Below are 16,392 nucleotides of genomic sequence, written 5' to 3'. Positions count from 1 at the left end.
ATGCCGTTCATGACAACACATTCGCACCCGCCCGAACACCTCGTCGTGGTCGGTGCCTCCGTCGCCGGACTCAAAGCGGTCGAGGCCGCGCGGCGCCGCGGCCATACCGGTCGAATCACGCTGATCGGCGACGAACTGCACTGTCCGTACGAGCGGCCCCCGTTGTCCAAGGCGGCGCTGGCCGCCGGGGACACCGCGGAGAGATGGTTGCCGTCGACGTATCGCACCGAATCCGACCTGCGCGGCGAACTCGGCGTCGATCTGCGACTCGGCGCCCCGGCCACCGGACTCGACACCGACCGCAATGTCCTCCGGATCGACGACCAGGAAGTGCGCTACGACGCGCTCGTGATCGCCACCGGCGCCGAGGCTTTGCCGCTGCCCGCCGGACTCCCCGGCGCCGCACTGCCCGGCGTCCATCGGCTGCGGACCGTCGAGGACGCGGTCGCCCTCCGCGCGGACCTCGCGACCGCGCGCAACCTGGTCGTCATCGGTGGCGGATTCATCGGCTCCGAGGTCGCCGCGACCGCCGCGGCTCGTGGCATCGACGTGACGATCGTGGAGGCGGACACCATCCCACTTCGCCGTGCCCTCGGCCCACTCGGGCTCGTCGTGGGCCTGTTGCTGGAGCAGCGCGGCATACGCGTGCTGCGCGGTGTGGGCGTGTCCCGCATCGAAAGCAACGAGTCCGGCGGATCGGTACGGGTCGGTGGGGTGGTGCTGGACGACGGCCGTTGGCTCTACGCCGATGTCGTGGTGGCCGGTATCGGCGCCCGCCCACGCACCGGCTGGTTGCAGGGATCGGGTCTCGACGTGTCCGACGGCGTCCTCTGTGACGAATTCCTGTGTGCCGGACCATCGAATGTGTTCGCGGCGGGCGATGTGGCCCGCTGGCCCAACGCGGCGACCGGTGGTCTGCCCATGCGGACGCAGAACTGGACCGCGGCCGCGGAGCAGGGGGCGGCGGCCGCGGCCAACGCGTTGCTCGGACCTGATCGTCGGCCCTTCGCGACGGTGCCCTACTTCTGGTCGGATCTGTCGGACATCACGCTGCAGTTGGTCGGTGCCGCCGGCCCCGACCACGTCGTCGTTGAGGGCGGTCTGGCGGATCCGCCTGCCGCAGCACTGTTTTTCGACGGCGATCACCTGTCCGGCGCGCTGCTGCTCAATCTGCCCGCCGACACGATGAAGTACCGCACCATGATCGCCCGGCGCACCTCCCGGGCGGACGCACTGGTCTTCGCCGCCGAACGCGGCGCGGCCCGGGCCGCCACCCTCAGCCGCGCGTGAACGTGCCCGCGCCCCCTCCCTACACCGCAGAAAGGCACATCGTGGCCAAACAGGTTCACCAACTCGACCGCGTCGTGATCCGCTTCGCCGGCGACTCCGGCGACGGCATGCAACTGACCGGCGACCGGTTCACCCAGGAGTCGGCCGCCTTCGGCAACGATCTCGCGACGTTCCCGAATTTCCCGGCCGAGATCCGCGCACCGCAGGGCACCCTGCCGGGGGTCTCGTCGTTCCAGGTTCACTTCGCCGACCACGACATCCTCACCGCCGGTGACGCTCCCGACGTACTCGTCGCGATGAATCCGGCCGCCCTGAAGGCGAACCTGGCCGATATGCGCCCGGGCACGACGGTCATCGTCGACGGCCACGACTTCACCCAGCGCAATCTGGACAAGGCGGGCTATGACACGAATCCGCTGACCGACGACGGCCCCGGTGCCCTCGCCGACACGCACCGGTTGACGGTGGTCGATCTGACCGCATTGACCGTCGGTGCGGTGAGCGAATTCGGATTGTCCCGCAAAGACTCCGCGCGCACGAAGAACATGTTCGCCCTGGGCTTGCTGTCGTGGATGTACGGCCGCCCCACTGAGCCGACCGTCACGTTCCTCACGAAGAAATTCGCCAACCGCACCGACATTCGCGACGCCAATATCGCGGCGTTCCGGGCGGGATGGAATTACGGCGAGACCACCGAGGCCTTCGCGGTGTCCTACGAGATCAAACCCGCCGTCATGCCGACCGGTACCTACCGAAACATCTCGGGCAACCTCGCGCTCGCCTACGGCCTGGTGACCGGCGCGGTTCAGTCCGGTCTGCCGATGTTCCTCGGCTCGTACCCGATCACCCCGGCCTCCGACATTCTCCACGAGTTGAGCAAGCAGAAGGCCTTCGGTGTCACCACTTTTCAGGCCGAGGACGAGATCGCCGGTATCGGCGCCGCGATCGGTGCGTCCTATGCCGGACATCTCGGCGTGACGACCACATCCGGACCGGGTATCGCCCTCAAAGGTGAGGCGATCGGCCTGGCGGTGATGACCGAACTCCCGCTCGTCGTCGTCAACGTCCAGCGGGGTGGCCCGTCGACGGGGCTCCCCACGAAGACCGAGCAGTCCGATCTGCTCCAGGCGATGTTCGGCCGGAACGGGGAGGCCCCCGTGCCGATCGTCGCGCCCCGCTCACCCGGCGACTGCTTCGCCGCGGCGGTGGAGGCGTGCCGGATCGCGGTCGAGTACCGCACACCGGTGATGCTGCTGTCCGACGGGTCCGTCGCCAATGGTTCGGAGCCGTGGCGGATTCCGGAGCCCGACACACTTCCGGTGATCGATCCGGGCTTCGCGCAGCCGGTCGACGGTGTGGGCTTCCTGCCGTACGCCCGTGACCCCGAGACGCTCGCCCGCCCGTGGGCGCCGCCGGGTGTCGCAGGGCTCGAACATCGCATAGGCGGTCTGGAGAAGGCCGACGGAACCGGCGCCATCTCCTACGACCCGGCCAACCATGACCACATGGTTCGTACCCGGGCGGCGAAGATCGCGGCCATTGCCCGGTCCCTCCCACCGCTCGAAGTCGATGATCCGTCGGCCGAGACAGGCCGGGGCGCAAAGGTTCTGGTCATCGGCTGGGGCTCGACGTACGGTCCCATCGGCGCCGCCTGCCGCCGTGTCCGTCGCGCCGGACTGGACGTCGCGCATGTCCACCTCCGTCACCTCAATCCGTTCCCGAGCGACCTCGGCGACGTGCTGGCACGGTACGACAAGGTACTTGTCCCCGAGATGAACCTGGGACAGCTGGCGCTCCTGCTGCGTGCGGAGTTCCTCGTCGACGCGGTCGGCTACCACCAGGTCAACGGGTTGCCGCTGAAGGCTGCCGCGCTGGCCGAGGCGATCACCGATGTCATTGCCGGCGTGGATGATTCCGTGTCGCAGCCACTCGCACTCGCCGGAGGAGAACGCTGATGTCCGTCAACCTGCCCTTTCCCGAACGCTCCGGCACCGCGATGGTCCCGCCCGCCGAGAGGCCCCAGACCGGCAAGGAATTCACCTCCGATCAGGAGGTGCGCTGGTGCCCCGGCTGCGGCGACTACGCCGTGCTGAAAGCGGTCCAGTCCTTCCTGCCGGATCTCGGCCTCCGTCGAGAGAACATCGTCTTCGTTTCCGGCATCGGCTGCTCGTCGCGGTTCCCGTATTACCTCGACACCTACGGCATGCACTCGATCCACGGACGGGCGCCGTCGATCGCGACCGGTATCGCGACGTCCCGCGACGACCTGTCGGTCTGGGTCGTCACCGGCGACGGCGACGCGCTGTCCATCGGGGGCAATCACCTCATACATGCGTTGCGCCGCAACGTGAACATGACGATCCTGTTGTTCAACAACCGGATCTACGGACTCACCAAGGGCCAGTACTCGCCGACCTCGGAAGCCGGGAAGGTCACCAAGTCCACGCCGATGGGCTCGCTCGATCACCCGTTCAACCCGGTCTCCCTCGCGCTCGGGGCCGAGGCGTCGTTCGTGGCCCGCACCATCGACTCCGATCGCACACATCTCACCGGGGTGCTCGCCGCCGCGGCCGCGCACCGCGGCACCTCACTGGTGGAGATCTACCAGAACTGCCCGATCTTCAACGACGGTGCGTTCGACGCACTCAAATCCCCGGACACCAAGGCCGACGCGATCATCCCGCTCGTCCACGGTGAGCCCATCACCTTCGGAGCCGTCCTCGACGACGGCCGCCGCGCCAAAGCCCTGGTGCGGGACAACGCGACCGGTGGCGTCACGGTCGTCCCGACCCTAAATGTGCCGGCGGGCGACATCATCGTCCACGACGCCCATAATCCGGACCCGACAATGGCTTTCGCGATCTCCCGCCTGACCGACGCCCGGTACCTCAACGCGTCACCGATCGGCATCTTCCGTCAGGTGGACCGCCCCGCCTACGACGATCAGGCCCGCGCGCAGCTCGTCGAGGCGGGTGCCGGGGAACTCGAGCGCCACGCCGCCCTCCATGACCTCATCCATGCCGGCGACACCTGGACGGTCGCCTGAACAGACGAAACCCCCACCGCCGGAACCCCATCCCCGTACCCACTCCAAGGAGACCCATGACCTACGTCATCAGCAAGACCTGCGTCGACATCAAGGACCGAGCCTGCGTCGACGAATGCCCCGTCGACTGCATCTACGAAGGCGGCCGGATGCTCTACATCCACCCCGACGAATGCGTCGATTGCGGCGCCTGTGAACCCGTCTGCCCCACCGAAGCGATCTTCTACGTCGACGACCTACCCGACGAGATGGCGAACTTCGGACCCATCAACGCAGGTTTCTTCGACGACCTCGGCTCCCCGGGCGGCGCCCGGTCCTTCGGTCCGCGGACCTTCGATCACCCCGAAATCGCCGCACTGCCCACATCTTGAGATCACCTGTACGACACCATATCCGAAGGAAAGACATGCTCAATCTCGCCACCATGCTCGACGACAGTGCCCGGCGGTTTCCCGACCGGGACGCCCTGGTCCTCGGAGACGTCCGCCTCACCTACGCGCAGGTCGACGCCATGGCGTCCCAGGTCGCGCATCTGCTGACCTCGCTGGGCATCGAACGCGGTGATCGCGTGGCACTGAGCTGCCCGAACCTGCCGTGGTTCCCGATCGTCTACTACGGCATCCTCAAGGCCGGCGGTGTGGCCGTTCCGCTCAACGTGCTGCTGAAGCGGAACGAAGTCGCCTATCACCTCAAGGATTCGGGCGCGAAGGCCTACGTCTGCTTCGAGGGCAACGACGCGCTGCCGATGGGGCAGGAGGGATATGAGGGCTTCTCGGCCACCCCCGAGTGCCGGGACATGCTCGTCATCACGGCGGATCCCGCTGGGCAGTCCGCATTTCCCGGTACGACGGCCCTGGGCGCCGCGCTGGCCGGTCAGCCGACGACCTTCAGCACGGCGGTCACCGAGCCGGGCGACACCGCCGTGGTGCTCTACACGAGCGGCACCACCGGACAGCCCAAGGGTGCCGCGCTGTCGCATTCCAATATCGTGATGAACGCGCTGACCTGTCAGCGGTTGTTCGGCACCGTCGATCACGACGTCCATCTCGTCACCCTGCCGCTGTTCCATACGTTCGGCCAGACCGTGCAGATGAACGCCGGCCTCGGGTCGGGCTCGACCCTGGTCCTCGTGCCGCGCTTCGATCCGGCGACCGCGCTGGCCACCATGGAGGCCGAGAGTGTCACGTTCTTCGCCGGTGTCCCGACGATGTACTGGGCTCTGCTCAACGCCGATCTCGATGCGGTCGACGTGGCGACGATCAGCGGCAACCTGCGGATGGCTGTCTCCGGTGGGTCGGCCCTGGCCGTGGAGACCCTCGAGCAGGTGCGCGCGACCTTCGGCATCGAGGTCCGCGAAGGCTACGGGCTTTCCGAGACCAGCCCGGTGGCGTGCTTCAATCACCCGGACCGCGAGGCGAAGCCCGGCTCCATCGGTCAGCCTGTCTGGGGCGTCGAGATGAAGCTCGTCACAGCCGATTTCACCGAGGTGGCCGACGGCGAGCCCGGTGAGATCGCGATCCGTGGACACAATGTCATGTCGCATTATCTGGGGCGTCCGGAGGCGACGGCCGAGGTGATTCAGGACGGGTGGTTCCGCTCCGGCGACATCGGCCGCCGGGACGGCGACGGCTACTACTTCATCATCGACCGGGCCAAGGACCTCATCGTGCGCGGCGGGTTCAACGTGTATCCCCGTGAGCTGGAAGAAGTCCTGATGACGCATTCGGGCGTCAGCCTCGTCGCGGTCCTCGGCATTCCGCACGAGTCGCACGGCGAGGAGGTCAAGGCGATCATCATCCGGACACCCGGCGACGAGACCACGGAGGACGAACTCATCGCCTGGTGCAAGGAACGGATGGCCGCCTACAAATACCCGCGTGCCATCCAATTCGTCGACAGTATGCCGATGACCGCCACCGGCAAGATCCTCAAGCGCGAACTGCGCGCCTGAGCGCATTTCCTCCCTCGAACTGCCCGGGCGCACAGTCCCCTCGAGTGCGCCCGGGCTCCCAATCCTCTTGGAGCACACATGAAGAACTTCCACGGCAAGGTCGCCGCCATCACCGGCGCGGCCTCCGGTATCGGCCGCGAGCTCGCCATCAATCTCGCCCAGCGCGGTGCGCTGCTGGCCCTGTCCGACGTCGACACCGCAGGGGTCGCCGAGACCGTCGAGATCTGCGAGCGCATCGGTACGCGGGCGATCGGCCGGACCGTCGACGTCGCCGATCGTGCAGCGGTGTACGAGTGGGCGGACACCACTCGCGCCGACTTCGGTCACGTCAACCTGATCGTCAACAACGCCGGTGTCGCACTGGCCACCACGGTAGAGGCGGCGCACTGGGACGACCTCGAGTGGATCATCGGGATCAACCTGTGGGGCGTCATCCACGGCACCAAAGCCTTTCTGCCGCACCTGATCGCGAGCAGTGACGGACATGTCGTGAACGTCTCCAGCGTGTTCGGGCTCATCGCCGTGCCCACCCAATCCGCATACAACGCAGCCAAATTCGGGGTGCGCGGCTTCACCGACGCACTCCGTCTGGAACTGGAGGCATCCGGCCATCCGGTGTCGGCCACCACCGTGCATCCCGGTGGGATCAAGACCAACATCGTCAAGAACGCCCGCGCCCACATCTCGGCCGGAGCGGTCGCGCAGGATCAGGAGAAGGCGCACCGCGATTTCCAGGCGTCCTCACGCACGACCCCGGAACGGGCGGCGCAGGTGATCCTCGAGGCGGTGGAGAAGGACAAGCCCCGGGTCACCATCGGCGCGGACGCGAAGCTGATCGACATCGTCTCCCGCCTGCCCCGTCCGGTCGGCAAAGCGATTCTGGACTTCAACGCCCGGCGGCAGGTCGTCGGCAATTGAGGTACCGGTTGCCATTTCGTGGCCGACGACGTACACCCTTGTAGGTACTAGTCGATAATCTGGTCGTGACCGGCGGGGGCTTCACGAATGACATGGAGGAGTCGTCCGTTGCCGTTACGAGATGTCCTGTCCGGCAGATTTGTCCGCGTGGTGATGATCGCTGTGGCGATGACGCTTTCGGTGACGGTGAGTGGGGGCATCGCGACGGCCGCCCCGCACGACCACAATCCGCTGCGCCCCGACGGCCGGTGCGTCGTCGACCCGGCGAAGCCGTCGGTGACCGTGGATTCCTTGCGGTTCCACTGCACGCCCGAACAGTCCGACGCACTCTTCCTGAGGGCGGAGCGGGGAGCGGCTCCGGTTGGCCGACAGCGCTTCTGGATATTGCCCGCGGTCACCGTCGTCGGAGAGCTGATCCCGTATCCGCTCGGCCGGGCGTGGTCGACGTCGGAGCAGATCCTCGGTGACTCGCTGACCTTCACCGATGGACCGCGCCGCCAGTGGGTGTACAAGAACTACACCATCGGCGGTCGCGACGCCGGCGGTCCGCTGGTGCCGGGCACCTCGTACGTCGACGGCAAACCGGCCTGGACGATCGACTTCTCGCGCGACTCGCTCGGAATGCCGGTGAGCTATCACGAGTTCCGGCAGATCGCACCGGGCGTGTGGCTCGGGTGGTCGTACTTCCTGCAGCAGTGGAATCCGCGGCCGGACTTACCGATTCACGGCAGCTACGTCATCAGCGCCTGGTGATCCAGGGCCGTCACCCGGTGAAGGCCGTGGGCTAGCTCAGCATGTCCTTCACCATCGGGACGACCTTCTCGCCGTAGAGCCTCACGGAGTTCAGTTGGTCGGCGTGTTCGACGTTCTGGTCGTACTTGAAGTCGAAACGGTCGACACCGAGCGTCGTGACGGTGCCCGCGATCTTCGTCGCCACCGTTTCCGGGGAGCCGAGGTACAGCGAACCGGTCTCGATCTCGCGTTCGAAGTCGCCGGTTGCCGGAGCGGGCCAGCCGCGTTCGCTGACCATCCGCGTGCGCATCGCCAGCCAGCCGGGGTAGACGAGTTCGCGTGCCCGGTCGTCGGTTTCGGCGACGAGCCCGGGGGAGTGCACGGCGATCGGCCGTGATTCGTGACCGAATTCCTGCAGGGCGCGTTTGAACAGGTCGATGTACGGGACGAACCGCTCGGCGGGCCCGCCGATGATCGCGAGGAACAGCCCGAATCCGTACCGCGCGGTGCGCACGACCGATTCGGGACTGCCGCCGACACCGACCCAGGCGCGGACGCCGTCGGCAGTGGTCGGGAAGACCCGCTGATCGCGCAGCGGCGCGCGGGTGCTGCCCTGCCAGGTGACCGGCTCCTCCGCGAGTAGTTCGGACAGCAGTGCGAGCTTCTCCTCGAACAGCACCTCGTAGTCGCTCAGGTCGTAGCCGAACAACGGGAACGACTCGGTGAACGAGCCACGGCCCGCGACGATCTCGGCACGACCGTTCGACACGGCGTCCAGTGTGGCGAACCGTTCGAAGACGCGTACCGGGTCGTCGGAGCTGAGCACCGTGACGGTGGAACCGAGACGGATGTTCTCGGTGCGTGACGCGATCGCCGCCAGCACCATCTCCGGGCTCGATACCGCGAAGTCGGGGCGATGATGCTCGCCGACACCGAAGAAGTCGAGACCCGCCTGGTCTGCGACGACCGCGTCGTCGATCAGATTGCGAATCACTTGTGGGTGGGGCAGCGGCTTGCCCCGGGAGTCGTTGGTGACGCCGCCGAAAGTGTCCAGACCGAATTCGACATGAGCCATGTTCATAGGAACGCACGGAGTGCCGATTCATTCCGGACCGTGGTCCGCTTACTGGTCTCGGACTGAGTGCGAACCGCGCTAACCGCCGATCGGGCGGTCGCTGGGCACCTGCAGCCAGCTCGGATTGTCCGGGTCCAACAGCACATGTTCGGGTTTGAGCCCGGTGTCGTGCGTGATGGGCCCGAAGCTGACCGCGCGGGGCGCGTTGAACGCATACACGCTTACCCGCAGGCGATGTCCGGGCCGAAGGACGGCATCCGTGCCGAGGAGGCCGATGTCGAGGAACTGTGCGGCTCCCGGCCGGACGGTGTCCCGATGGAAGGCATCCAGTGCGTAGATCGGGTCCACCACATCACCGTTCGGCGCGTAACCGGTCTGCGCCTTGACCATCTGGTTGCGGATCGACACGGTCATCGACCCGGTGCTGATCGGCGTCGACACACCGTTGGGTGCGACGTCGGAGACGACGGCGGCATAGAAGCCGTCCTTGGCGTCGACCTGCGTCCGAAGGTGCAAGTTGAGCGGACCGTTCACGGTCGTCGTGGTGCGGACCGCCGGCGAGGTGAATGTGAGCGCGCCGCGTTCGGCGATGCGATTGTCCTTGACGCAGAAATCGAGTGGGCTCAGGAATCCCGTCTGGTCCCGATTCGTGTCCGCCGAGCAGAGGGTGGTGATCCCTGGCGCCACAGTCCATTTCGCGGCGGTGATCGGTGCCGAACGCGCGAGCGTTCCGTCCTTCACCGAGGTCGGTGACGTACCCGACCGTCGCGGTGTGAGATAGAGACGACGATGCTCCTGCCCGGAACGGGGCATCGTCGCGGACTGCACCCAGCGCCCACTGCCGAGCGGGTGGCTCGTCGCATTCGGGTACCGGTCGACCCCGTTGTCGATTCCCTTGAGCCACTTGTCGAACCAGGCTCGCTGGAACACGCCCATGGCGGGCGGCTGATTCCGCTTGGTGCCCAGATCCCACCCGTTGGTGATGTGTTCACCCGTACTCATCACGAGCTTCTTCTTCTCAGGGCGCAGGCCCGTCAGCTGATCGAGAGCACGCCACTCCATGTTGGTGAACAGATCGTTCCAGCCGCCGGTGACGAAGGTCGGAATGCGGATCTTCGACGCGTCGGTGTAGAGCGCCTTGCGGTAGACCGAGTTCACCGTGACGATCTCGGCGGAACGGCCGCGCAGCGTCGAGGTGCTCGGGGCCGCAAGCCCTTCGAGATATTCGCGCCCGAACACCGCCGGGTTGTTGATCCGGTCGATCAGCCACCTGACGTCGAACTCGCCGCGCAGCAGCGCGGGAAGGTCGGGGACGACCTTCACGGCGTTGACGGCAAACAGCCACAGTGCGAGAAAGCCTGCGCCATAACCTGATCCGGGCGCCACGACATCGGCGACGATGTCGGTCATCGGTGCGCCGGGGAAGATGGCCTCGAGTCCCCTGGGCTGCTTCGCGGCGGCCTGCATCTGATTGATCGCCGAGTACGAGTAACCGCTCATGCCGAGCTTGCCGTTGGAATAGCCTCGGGTGCGGGCCCATTCGAGAACCTCGAGGGTGTCCTGCTGCTCGCGGTTACCGAAGACGTCCCATACTCCTTGCGACCCACCGGTACCGCGTACGTCGACGACGACCTGGGTGTAACCGCTCCGAACGAGATTCGGGTCGACGGAGAACGAACTGACCAGTCCTCCGTTCGCGACCTTGAGCAAGCGCTCCATGCCGGAGATCGGTGTGCCCGACAGGTTGAACGAGGCGAGAAAGTCCAGGAGAGGTTTCGACAGATGCGGGATGTTGGTCGCACCCACGGCGATCATCGACAGCAGTTTGCTGTACGGCGTCATATTCACGATGACCGGATTTCTGTCGGCCGTCGCCCGTCCGGCGGCATTGGCCGGGCGATAGACGTCCGCGGTGAGCACGGTCCCGTCGGACATCCGGATCTTCACACTCGGGATGACCGCGATGCCGGGATATCGCTGCTTCGCCGAGGTCTGCGTCGATGTCCAGGCGGGCGGATTGAGCGGTATCGGTGCGGCGTCGGCCGGTGGGACGACAACGACACTCAACGACATCACGGCGATCAATGAGACGATCACCCAGATGCGACGCGACCACTGACGCATTCCCGACCTCCAGTTATGTGCACGTGCCTGGAGGCGTGTCCCCCCGACCCCTGCCCGTCACGACGAAGGTCCCTCAACCCGTGCACGCCGTGATCTGGATCATGGTTACCGTCATCAGTGATCTGTGTCAAAACTGGTTCGGGGTGCAAGCGACGTCAGGGCGCCGGCGACGAATGCGGTGATCTGTGCCGCGATCGCCGAGTTGTCGAGGTCGGATCGGACCAGGAGATGAACCTGGGCGTCGATGGTGGCAATCGTGAGACCAGCGGCCGTCGCGGCATCATCCGGATGCCACCCGTCGACGACCAGGTATTCGGCGAACCGTTCCGCTATCCCCGCCAGGAACTGTTCGTATCGGGTGATGAGCGGAGCCGAATCCACGAGATGCCGAAGCAGACCGTGTGCTGATCCGTGTGTTCGGTTCGCGGCGACCGACACCGCGATCACCTCGTCGAGTACCTCCCGCCACGGGCGTGTCCCGGGTGGATTGCGTTCCAGGACGTCGCTCAACTCGCGCTCGGCATCGGCGAGGTGGCGGAGCGCGATCTCATTGACAATGGCCTGCTTGCTTCCGAAGTACTGATACACCGATCCGATCGACGTGCCTGCCAACGCGGCGATCCGGTTGGTGGTCAGCGATCGACCCTCTTTCCCGAGAAGGCGAGTAGCGGCTTCGACGATCACGTCGACGGTGAACGAGGACCGCTGCTGGCGAGGGGTTTTCCGCATGACCGGATGCTACGCAGAATGCGAGTTGTGCGGCTTTCCGATGCCGTCGAGGCTGGAGGCATGACATCGAATGCGTACTCCCGCTTCCTGCCCGAGCCGTGGCGCTCGGTCGCGCAGACGATCGAACCGGAGTCCACTCGGTGGCACTGGCAGCGGTCGTCTGCGCGGCCGCCGGGGCCGGTCGATGTCCACATCGCGCGGGCCCGCCGGCCGGATGCGCCCCTGCGCGTGATGCTCATCCACGGCGCGGGCGGGCACAGCGGACTGGTGTGGCCGCTCGCGGCGATCCTCGCGTCGGAGAACTGTGAGGTTCTCGCGCCGGACCTTCCGCTCTACGGACACACCGACGTGCGGTATCCGGGGCGGGTCCGGTATCGCGACTGGGTCGACCTCCTCCACGACCTGGTCGTCGACGAGACCGACCGGGATCCGCGGCCCCTGGTGCTGTTCGGGGCCAGCTTGGGTGGGATGCTCGCCTACGAGGTCGCGCACCGGACCGGTCGTACCGCGGCGGTCGTCGCGACATGTTTGCCGGACTTCGCCGGTGATCCCGAGGTGGCACGTCACGCCGTGCGATACGGCTGGATGGCCCGTCTCACGCCGCTACTCCGACCGCTGGTGCCCGTTGTCGGTCGAATGCGATTGCCCGTCAAAGCCTTTGCGCCCATCAACCGGATGAGCAAGAATCCGGAGCTGTCCCGGATGTGCGCCGACGATCCGCTCGGAGCAGGGGCGAGTCTGCCCCTACGGCTGATCGTCGACCTCCTCGGTCACGAGCCGCCGCCACCCGAACGCTACGCGGGCCCGCAGGTGATCCTCCTGCACCCGGATGCCGACGACTGGACCCCGGCCGAACTCTCCCTGCGGTTCGCCGATCGGATCGCAGGACCCGTGGATACCGTGCTGCTCACCGGGTGTGGACACTTCCCGATCGAACAGCCCGGACTCGACGAAGCGGAGCAACGGATACGGGAGCTGCGGGACACACTGGTCGATCCGACGAGTTGATCCGACCTACAGCCAATCCCGTCGCCGGAAGCTGACGTAGAGGAGGGCGACCAGAACGATGATCAACACCGAACTGGTGATGAATCCGGCCGTCTCGGAGAACCCGGGATAGGGGACGTTCTGACCGTAGAAGCCGGTGATCGCGGTGGGCACGGCGATGATCGCCGCCCAGGACGTGAGCTTCTTCATGACGGTGTTCAGGCGTGCGTCGGCGAGGGACAGGTTTGTCTCGAAGACCGTGGCCACCATGTCCCGCAACGATTCCGTCCACTCCGCGGCGCGCATCGCATGGTCGTAGAGGTCGGAGAAATTCGGATCGAGCTCCGCCGGTGCGTTGTTCTCGAATCTGCGTCGCTGGATGCCGGCGATCACCTCGCGCATGGGTAGCACCACGCGCCGTAACAGCACGAGATCCTTTCGCAGGTCATAGGTTTCGCGCTGCAGAGCCCGGGCGGTGCTCGGATTGTCGTCGAACAGCAGGGTTTCCAGGTTCTCCATCTTGTCGTCGAGTACCTGCACGGCGTCGAACTGGCCGTCGACGATCACGTCGAGCAGGCCGTGCAGCAGGGCGCCGACGCCGTACTGTTCGCCGCCGATGTCCTTCCACCGGCGAACGACGGTATCCATGTCGAAACCGGTGTGCATCCGTACGGTGATCAGGGCGTTCTTCTTGACGAAGATCGAAATGCGGTGCAGGTCAAAGAGCTTCGCCTTACGTCCGGCGAGGGTGTGCTTGGGGTCGACATCCACGTTCTCGACCGCTTCGGGGTCGGTGGGGGACTCTGTGCCGTTCTCCACGTCGTCGATGCTGATCGCATACACCGTCATGAAGGTGTGGTGGGCGTAGGTCACCGTCTTCACGCGTTCGGCGACGGCCACGGTGTCCTCCACCGCGAACGGACTGAGGTGCAGCGCATCGGCCAGCTTCTGGAGACTCTCCCGCGTGGGGCACTCGAGATCTGCCCAGACGAGTTGATCGGGATTGTCGATGCATCCGGCGAGCATGCCGATATGAAAGCCGTCGACCGGCTTGCCGTGTTCCCACACCTGCCCGCGAATAACTTCCGCCATGCACCTCATCGTGCCATCGGCGCCGATGGCATCATCGCAGGATGGCCGCACGGATACCGTCCCTCACCGGTATCCGGACCATCGCGGCACTCTCGGTGTGCCTGACCCACGCGGCATTCTGGACCGGCCATTACACCGACGATTTCGTCGGACGGCTCCTCGCGCGATTCGAGATCGGCGTCGCGCTGTTCTTCGTACTGTCCGGGTATCTGCTCTTCCGGCCATGGGTGACCGCGCTCGCCGACGATCGCCCGGCACCGTCGACAACCCGCTATCTCCTGCATCGCGCGCGACGCATCCTGCCCGCGTACTGGATCACTGTCATCGCCGTCTACTTCCTCTTCGGGCTGTACGAGCCGGCCGACGCCGTCGACACGGGTGGTGGCTGGTCCGGTTTCCTGCGGTCGATGACGCTGACCCAGGTCTACGGTGCGGGGTACCTGCATTCGGGACTCACCCAGATGTGGAGCCTGACGGCGGAGGTCGCCTACTACCTGGTGCTGCCGCCCCTCGCGTGGCTGCTGTGTGTCGCGCTGTGCCGTCGGCGATGGCGTCCGGACCTGCTGATCGTCGGACTCGGCGCGCTGCTGCTCGTGTCGCCGGTCTGGTCGCTGGTGATCGCGGGCAGCGACGGCATCGACCCGACCGCCCGGTTGTGGCCGCCCGCCTTCTTCGGATGGTTCGTCGGCGGCATGCTGCTGGCCGTGTGCACTCGACTGATCCGCCGGTGGCCCGCCACGCCGTCGATGATCGTCGCCCTGGCCGCGTTCCTGCTCTCGGCGACGTCGATCGCGGGCGAACCGACCATCACCCCGACGACGGCCTCGGCGACGATCGTCAAGCATCTGCTGTACCTGGTCGTGGTGATCGCCATGATCGGGCCGCTGGTCGTCGGTGACCGGCGCGACTGGTGGGCGCGCTGGTGCGGCAGCCGGCCGATGGTGTGGTTCGGTGAGATCTCCTACGAGTTCTTCCTCGTCCACGTCCTGGTGCTGGAGATCGCCATGGACGTGCTCGACTACCGGGTGTTCAGTGGGTCGATGGCCGTCGCCTTCGTGGTGACGATGGTGGTGAGCACGCCGATCGCGTGGCTGCTGCACCGGGCGACGGCACCGCTCTGGCGTCCGCGACGGCCCGAGGTGGTCGGGACGCGCAGGTAGCATCGGAGGAGCAGTTCTGGGAGGAATCGAGGCACACCCGATGGTCGACGACCGGAAGACCCGTATGGGGGAACAGACCACCAGCAGCGCACAGATCCGCGCCTGGTGTGACGAGGCGTGCCTGCCCGGGGAACGTCCCGAACTCTCCGACGTCGCCGCGATCCTGATCGGTTCGGGATTCCTGACGCCGTCCGGCCGGTCGATCGTGGTGCGCAGGATCTCCACCGGACTGCCGATCCCGGTGCTGCCCAACGGTTTCGGTGACCTTCGCCGCCTGCAGCGGGCGGTGGCGCAGATCGAACATCAGCTCGCCGGTCCGATGGTTCCCGGCGTGGTGGCCGCGGTGATGCGTAATCGCCTCAACGGCCTGGTGCGCAAGCGGGAGGAAGCCCGCAAGGTCGTGGTGACCGGCAAGGGGGTCTTCCCCGGCGGAACCCGGGCCATCCGGCGTGAGCGTCGCGAGAACACCTACCTGGAGGTCGAGGAACGGGAACGGCTCTTCGCCGGCCTGACATGCACCCCGACCCCCAACGTCAATACCTCCGGATACATGCGCCGGGCCGGTACGGTCGCCATGGATCGCATCGCGGGCGTCGTCGGACAGTTCGCCAGCCGGTCGGGATATCCGCAGGCCGGGCAGTGGGCGAGCCAGATCCTGACCCCGCCTCCGGCGGAGGAGCCCGCTCCGACCACTCCGGCACCGTCACGGGGCGCGGTCTTCGCCGACGGCTACGAGACGCTGCTCTTCCTGGCCGGTCACTACTACGACCGCATCATGCGGAACCCGGCGTGGCGTTCCGATCACTTCGAGGTCCAGCGCACCCAGGTCAACCTGCACGCCGAGCTGGCCGAGATCAGCGCCGACGTCATCGCGCTGCGTGCGGTGCGGATCGACCTCGACCGCGCCCGTCGCAACGGCGGCTTCGACCGGTCCTTCGCCGAGAGCATCGACAAGCGCGAGACCACGCTGCGACCCGTGTGGACCGAACTCATCGATCGGGTGCAGGCCCTCGGTGAGGTCGCGCATGTCGTCGAGTCCGCCGCCGTGGAACTGCGGGTGCTGGCCGAATACGACCGCGCGTCGACGATCGACGAGCGCATCGATCACTTGATCGCCCGCTCGGGTGATCGCGAGATCTCGCGCGACAATGCGATTCGCCTCAAAGAGCAGGTGCGCAGCGGTGAGGAGCAGCTGCGGCTGTATCGGGATGTGTTGCAGGGCAACATCGCCCGTATCGGTCCGGGGGCGTATACACGGCAGCTGCCGGAACGCTACGAGCGCTCCTGA

General features: G+C 66.5%; 14 protein-coding genes. 10 read left to right on the top strand and 4 right to left on the bottom strand.

The genetic code is table 11. From position 1 onward, the window contains the following. Window positions 1-9 precede the first annotated feature (9 nt). From AC4JJG_RS15715 to AC4JJG_RS15685, 7 genes are all read left to right on the top strand, one after another. Window positions 10-1,290 carry an NAD(P)/FAD-dependent oxidoreductase gene (locus tag AC4JJG_RS15715; protein WP_495398517.1) on the top strand — a complete coding sequence of 427 codons (1,281 nt, stop codon included), beginning with the start codon at window positions 10-12 and terminating at the stop codon, window positions 1,288-1,290. 2 nt (window positions 1,291-1,292) lie between these two features. After that, the gene (locus tag AC4JJG_RS15710) at window positions 1,293-3,245 is read left to right on the top strand and encodes a 2-oxoacid:acceptor oxidoreductase subunit alpha (RefSeq protein WP_495399579.1); all 1,953 of its coding nucleotides are present in this window, start codon (window positions 1,293-1,295) and stop codon (window positions 3,243-3,245) included. Then, entirely contained in the window at window positions 3,245-4,336 is a 1,092-nt protein-coding gene (locus AC4JJG_RS15705; RefSeq protein WP_495398518.1) for a 2-oxoacid:ferredoxin oxidoreductase subunit beta, read from the top strand. Before AC4JJG_RS15710 ends, AC4JJG_RS15705 begins: the two co-directional genes overlap by 1 nt. Window positions 4,337-4,392: 56 nt before the next feature. After that, complete coding sequence (gene fdxA, locus AC4JJG_RS15700) at window positions 4,393-4,707, top strand: ferredoxin (RefSeq protein ID WP_495398519.1); 315 nt, start codon at window positions 4,393-4,395, stop codon at window positions 4,705-4,707. Window positions 4,708-4,742: 35 nt separating this feature from the next. After that, window positions 4,743-6,287, top strand: coding sequence for a long-chain-fatty-acid--CoA ligase (locus tag AC4JJG_RS15695; protein WP_495398520.1), 1,545 nt, complete (start codon window positions 4,743-4,745; stop codon window positions 6,285-6,287). A gap of 78 nt (window positions 6,288-6,365) precedes the next feature. After that, window positions 6,366-7,205 (top strand): SDR family NAD(P)-dependent oxidoreductase, encoded by an 840-nt coding sequence (locus AC4JJG_RS15690; RefSeq protein ID WP_495398521.1) that lies wholly within the window; start codon window positions 6,366-6,368, stop codon window positions 7,203-7,205. Window positions 7,206-7,352: 147 nt separating this feature from the next. After that, window positions 7,353-7,958: a hypothetical protein gene (locus tag AC4JJG_RS15685; RefSeq protein WP_495405788.1), complete on the top strand. Its 606-nt coding sequence runs from the start codon at window positions 7,353-7,355 to the stop codon at window positions 7,956-7,958. Window positions 7,959-7,989: 31 nt separating this feature from the next. Here AC4JJG_RS15685 and AC4JJG_RS15680 read toward each other — a convergent pair whose 3' ends face one another. From AC4JJG_RS15680 to AC4JJG_RS15670, 3 genes are all read right to left on the bottom strand, one after another. Continuing rightward, a complete protein-coding gene (locus AC4JJG_RS15680; RefSeq protein ID WP_495398523.1) occupies window positions 7,990-9,012 on the bottom strand; it encodes an Atu2307/SP_0267 family LLM class monooxygenase in 1,023 nt (340 codons plus the stop codon). A 78-nt stretch (window positions 9,013-9,090) separates the two neighbouring features. Continuing rightward, window positions 9,091-11,136 carry a CocE/NonD family hydrolase gene (locus tag AC4JJG_RS15675; RefSeq protein WP_495398524.1) on the bottom strand — a complete coding sequence of 682 codons (2,046 nt, stop codon included), beginning with the start codon at window positions 11,134-11,136 and terminating at the stop codon, window positions 9,091-9,093. Window positions 11,137-11,250: 114 nt separating this feature from the next. Further along, window positions 11,251-11,865, bottom strand: coding sequence for a TetR/AcrR family transcriptional regulator (locus AC4JJG_RS15670; RefSeq protein ID WP_495398525.1), 615 nt, complete (start codon window positions 11,863-11,865; stop codon window positions 11,251-11,253). Window positions 11,866-11,925: 60 nt separating this feature from the next. Here AC4JJG_RS15670 and AC4JJG_RS15665 point away from each other — a divergent pair, with 60 nt between their 5' ends. After that, window positions 11,926-12,873, top strand: coding sequence for an alpha/beta hydrolase (locus tag AC4JJG_RS15665; RefSeq protein ID WP_495398526.1), 948 nt, complete (start codon window positions 11,926-11,928; stop codon window positions 12,871-12,873). Between the two features lie 6 nt (window positions 12,874-12,879). Here the strand turns inward: AC4JJG_RS15665 and AC4JJG_RS15660 are convergent, their stop codons facing one another. Further along, window positions 12,880-13,944: a magnesium transporter CorA family protein gene (locus AC4JJG_RS15660; RefSeq protein ID WP_495398527.1), complete on the bottom strand. Its 1,065-nt coding sequence runs from the start codon at window positions 13,942-13,944 to the stop codon at window positions 12,880-12,882. 41 nt (window positions 13,945-13,985) lie between these two features. Here AC4JJG_RS15660 and AC4JJG_RS15655 point away from each other — a divergent pair, with 41 nt between their 5' ends. Together AC4JJG_RS15655 and AC4JJG_RS15650 are read left to right on the top strand one after the other, a co-directional pair. Next, the gene (locus AC4JJG_RS15655) at window positions 13,986-15,104 is read left to right on the top strand and encodes an acyltransferase family protein (protein WP_495398528.1); all 1,119 of its coding nucleotides are present in this window, start codon (window positions 13,986-13,988) and stop codon (window positions 15,102-15,104) included. A 40-nt stretch (window positions 15,105-15,144) separates the two neighbouring features. Next, window positions 15,145-16,392 (top strand): hypothetical protein, encoded by a 1,248-nt coding sequence (locus AC4JJG_RS15650; protein WP_495398529.1) that lies wholly within the window; start codon window positions 15,145-15,147, stop codon window positions 16,390-16,392.

Source organism: Gordonia sp. B8661-1, from assembly GCF_059427765.1.
Note: the sequence above shows the minus strand (reverse complement) of the source record. Positions and strands in the feature narration are given on the sequence as shown.

Coding starts and splice junctions, on each gene's coding strand:
- AC4JJG_RS15705 (WP_495398518.1), top strand. CDS start 3,245: ATGTCCGTCAACCTGCCCTTTCCCGAACGCTCCGGCACCGCGATGGTC.
- AC4JJG_RS15650 (WP_495398529.1), top strand. CDS start 15,145: ATGGTCGACGACCGGAAGACCCGTATGGGGGAACAGACCACCAGCAGC.
- AC4JJG_RS15665 (WP_495398526.1), top strand. CDS start 11,926: ATGACATCGAATGCGTACTCCCGCTTCCTGCCCGAGCCGTGGCGCTCG.
- AC4JJG_RS15675 (WP_495398524.1), bottom strand. CDS start 11,136: ATGCGTCAGTGGTCGCGTCGCATCTGGGTGATCGTCTCATTGATCGCC.
- AC4JJG_RS15660 (WP_495398527.1), bottom strand. CDS start 13,944: ATGGCGGAAGTTATTCGCGGGCAGGTGTGGGAACACGGCAAGCCGGTC.
- fdxA (WP_495398519.1), top strand. CDS start 4,393: ATGACCTACGTCATCAGCAAGACCTGCGTCGACATCAAGGACCGAGCC.
- AC4JJG_RS15670 (WP_495398525.1), bottom strand. CDS start 11,865: ATGCGGAAAACCCCTCGCCAGCAGCGGTCCTCGTTCACCGTCGACGTG.
- AC4JJG_RS15695 (WP_495398520.1), top strand. CDS start 4,743: ATGCTCAATCTCGCCACCATGCTCGACGACAGTGCCCGGCGGTTTCCC.
- AC4JJG_RS15715 (WP_495398517.1), top strand. CDS start 10: ATGACAACACATTCGCACCCGCCCGAACACCTCGTCGTGGTCGGTGCC.
- AC4JJG_RS15655 (WP_495398528.1), top strand. CDS start 13,986: ATGGCCGCACGGATACCGTCCCTCACCGGTATCCGGACCATCGCGGCA.
- AC4JJG_RS15680 (WP_495398523.1), bottom strand. CDS start 9,012: ATGGCTCATGTCGAATTCGGTCTGGACACTTTCGGCGGCGTCACCAAC.
- AC4JJG_RS15690 (WP_495398521.1), top strand. CDS start 6,366: ATGAAGAACTTCCACGGCAAGGTCGCCGCCATCACCGGCGCGGCCTCC.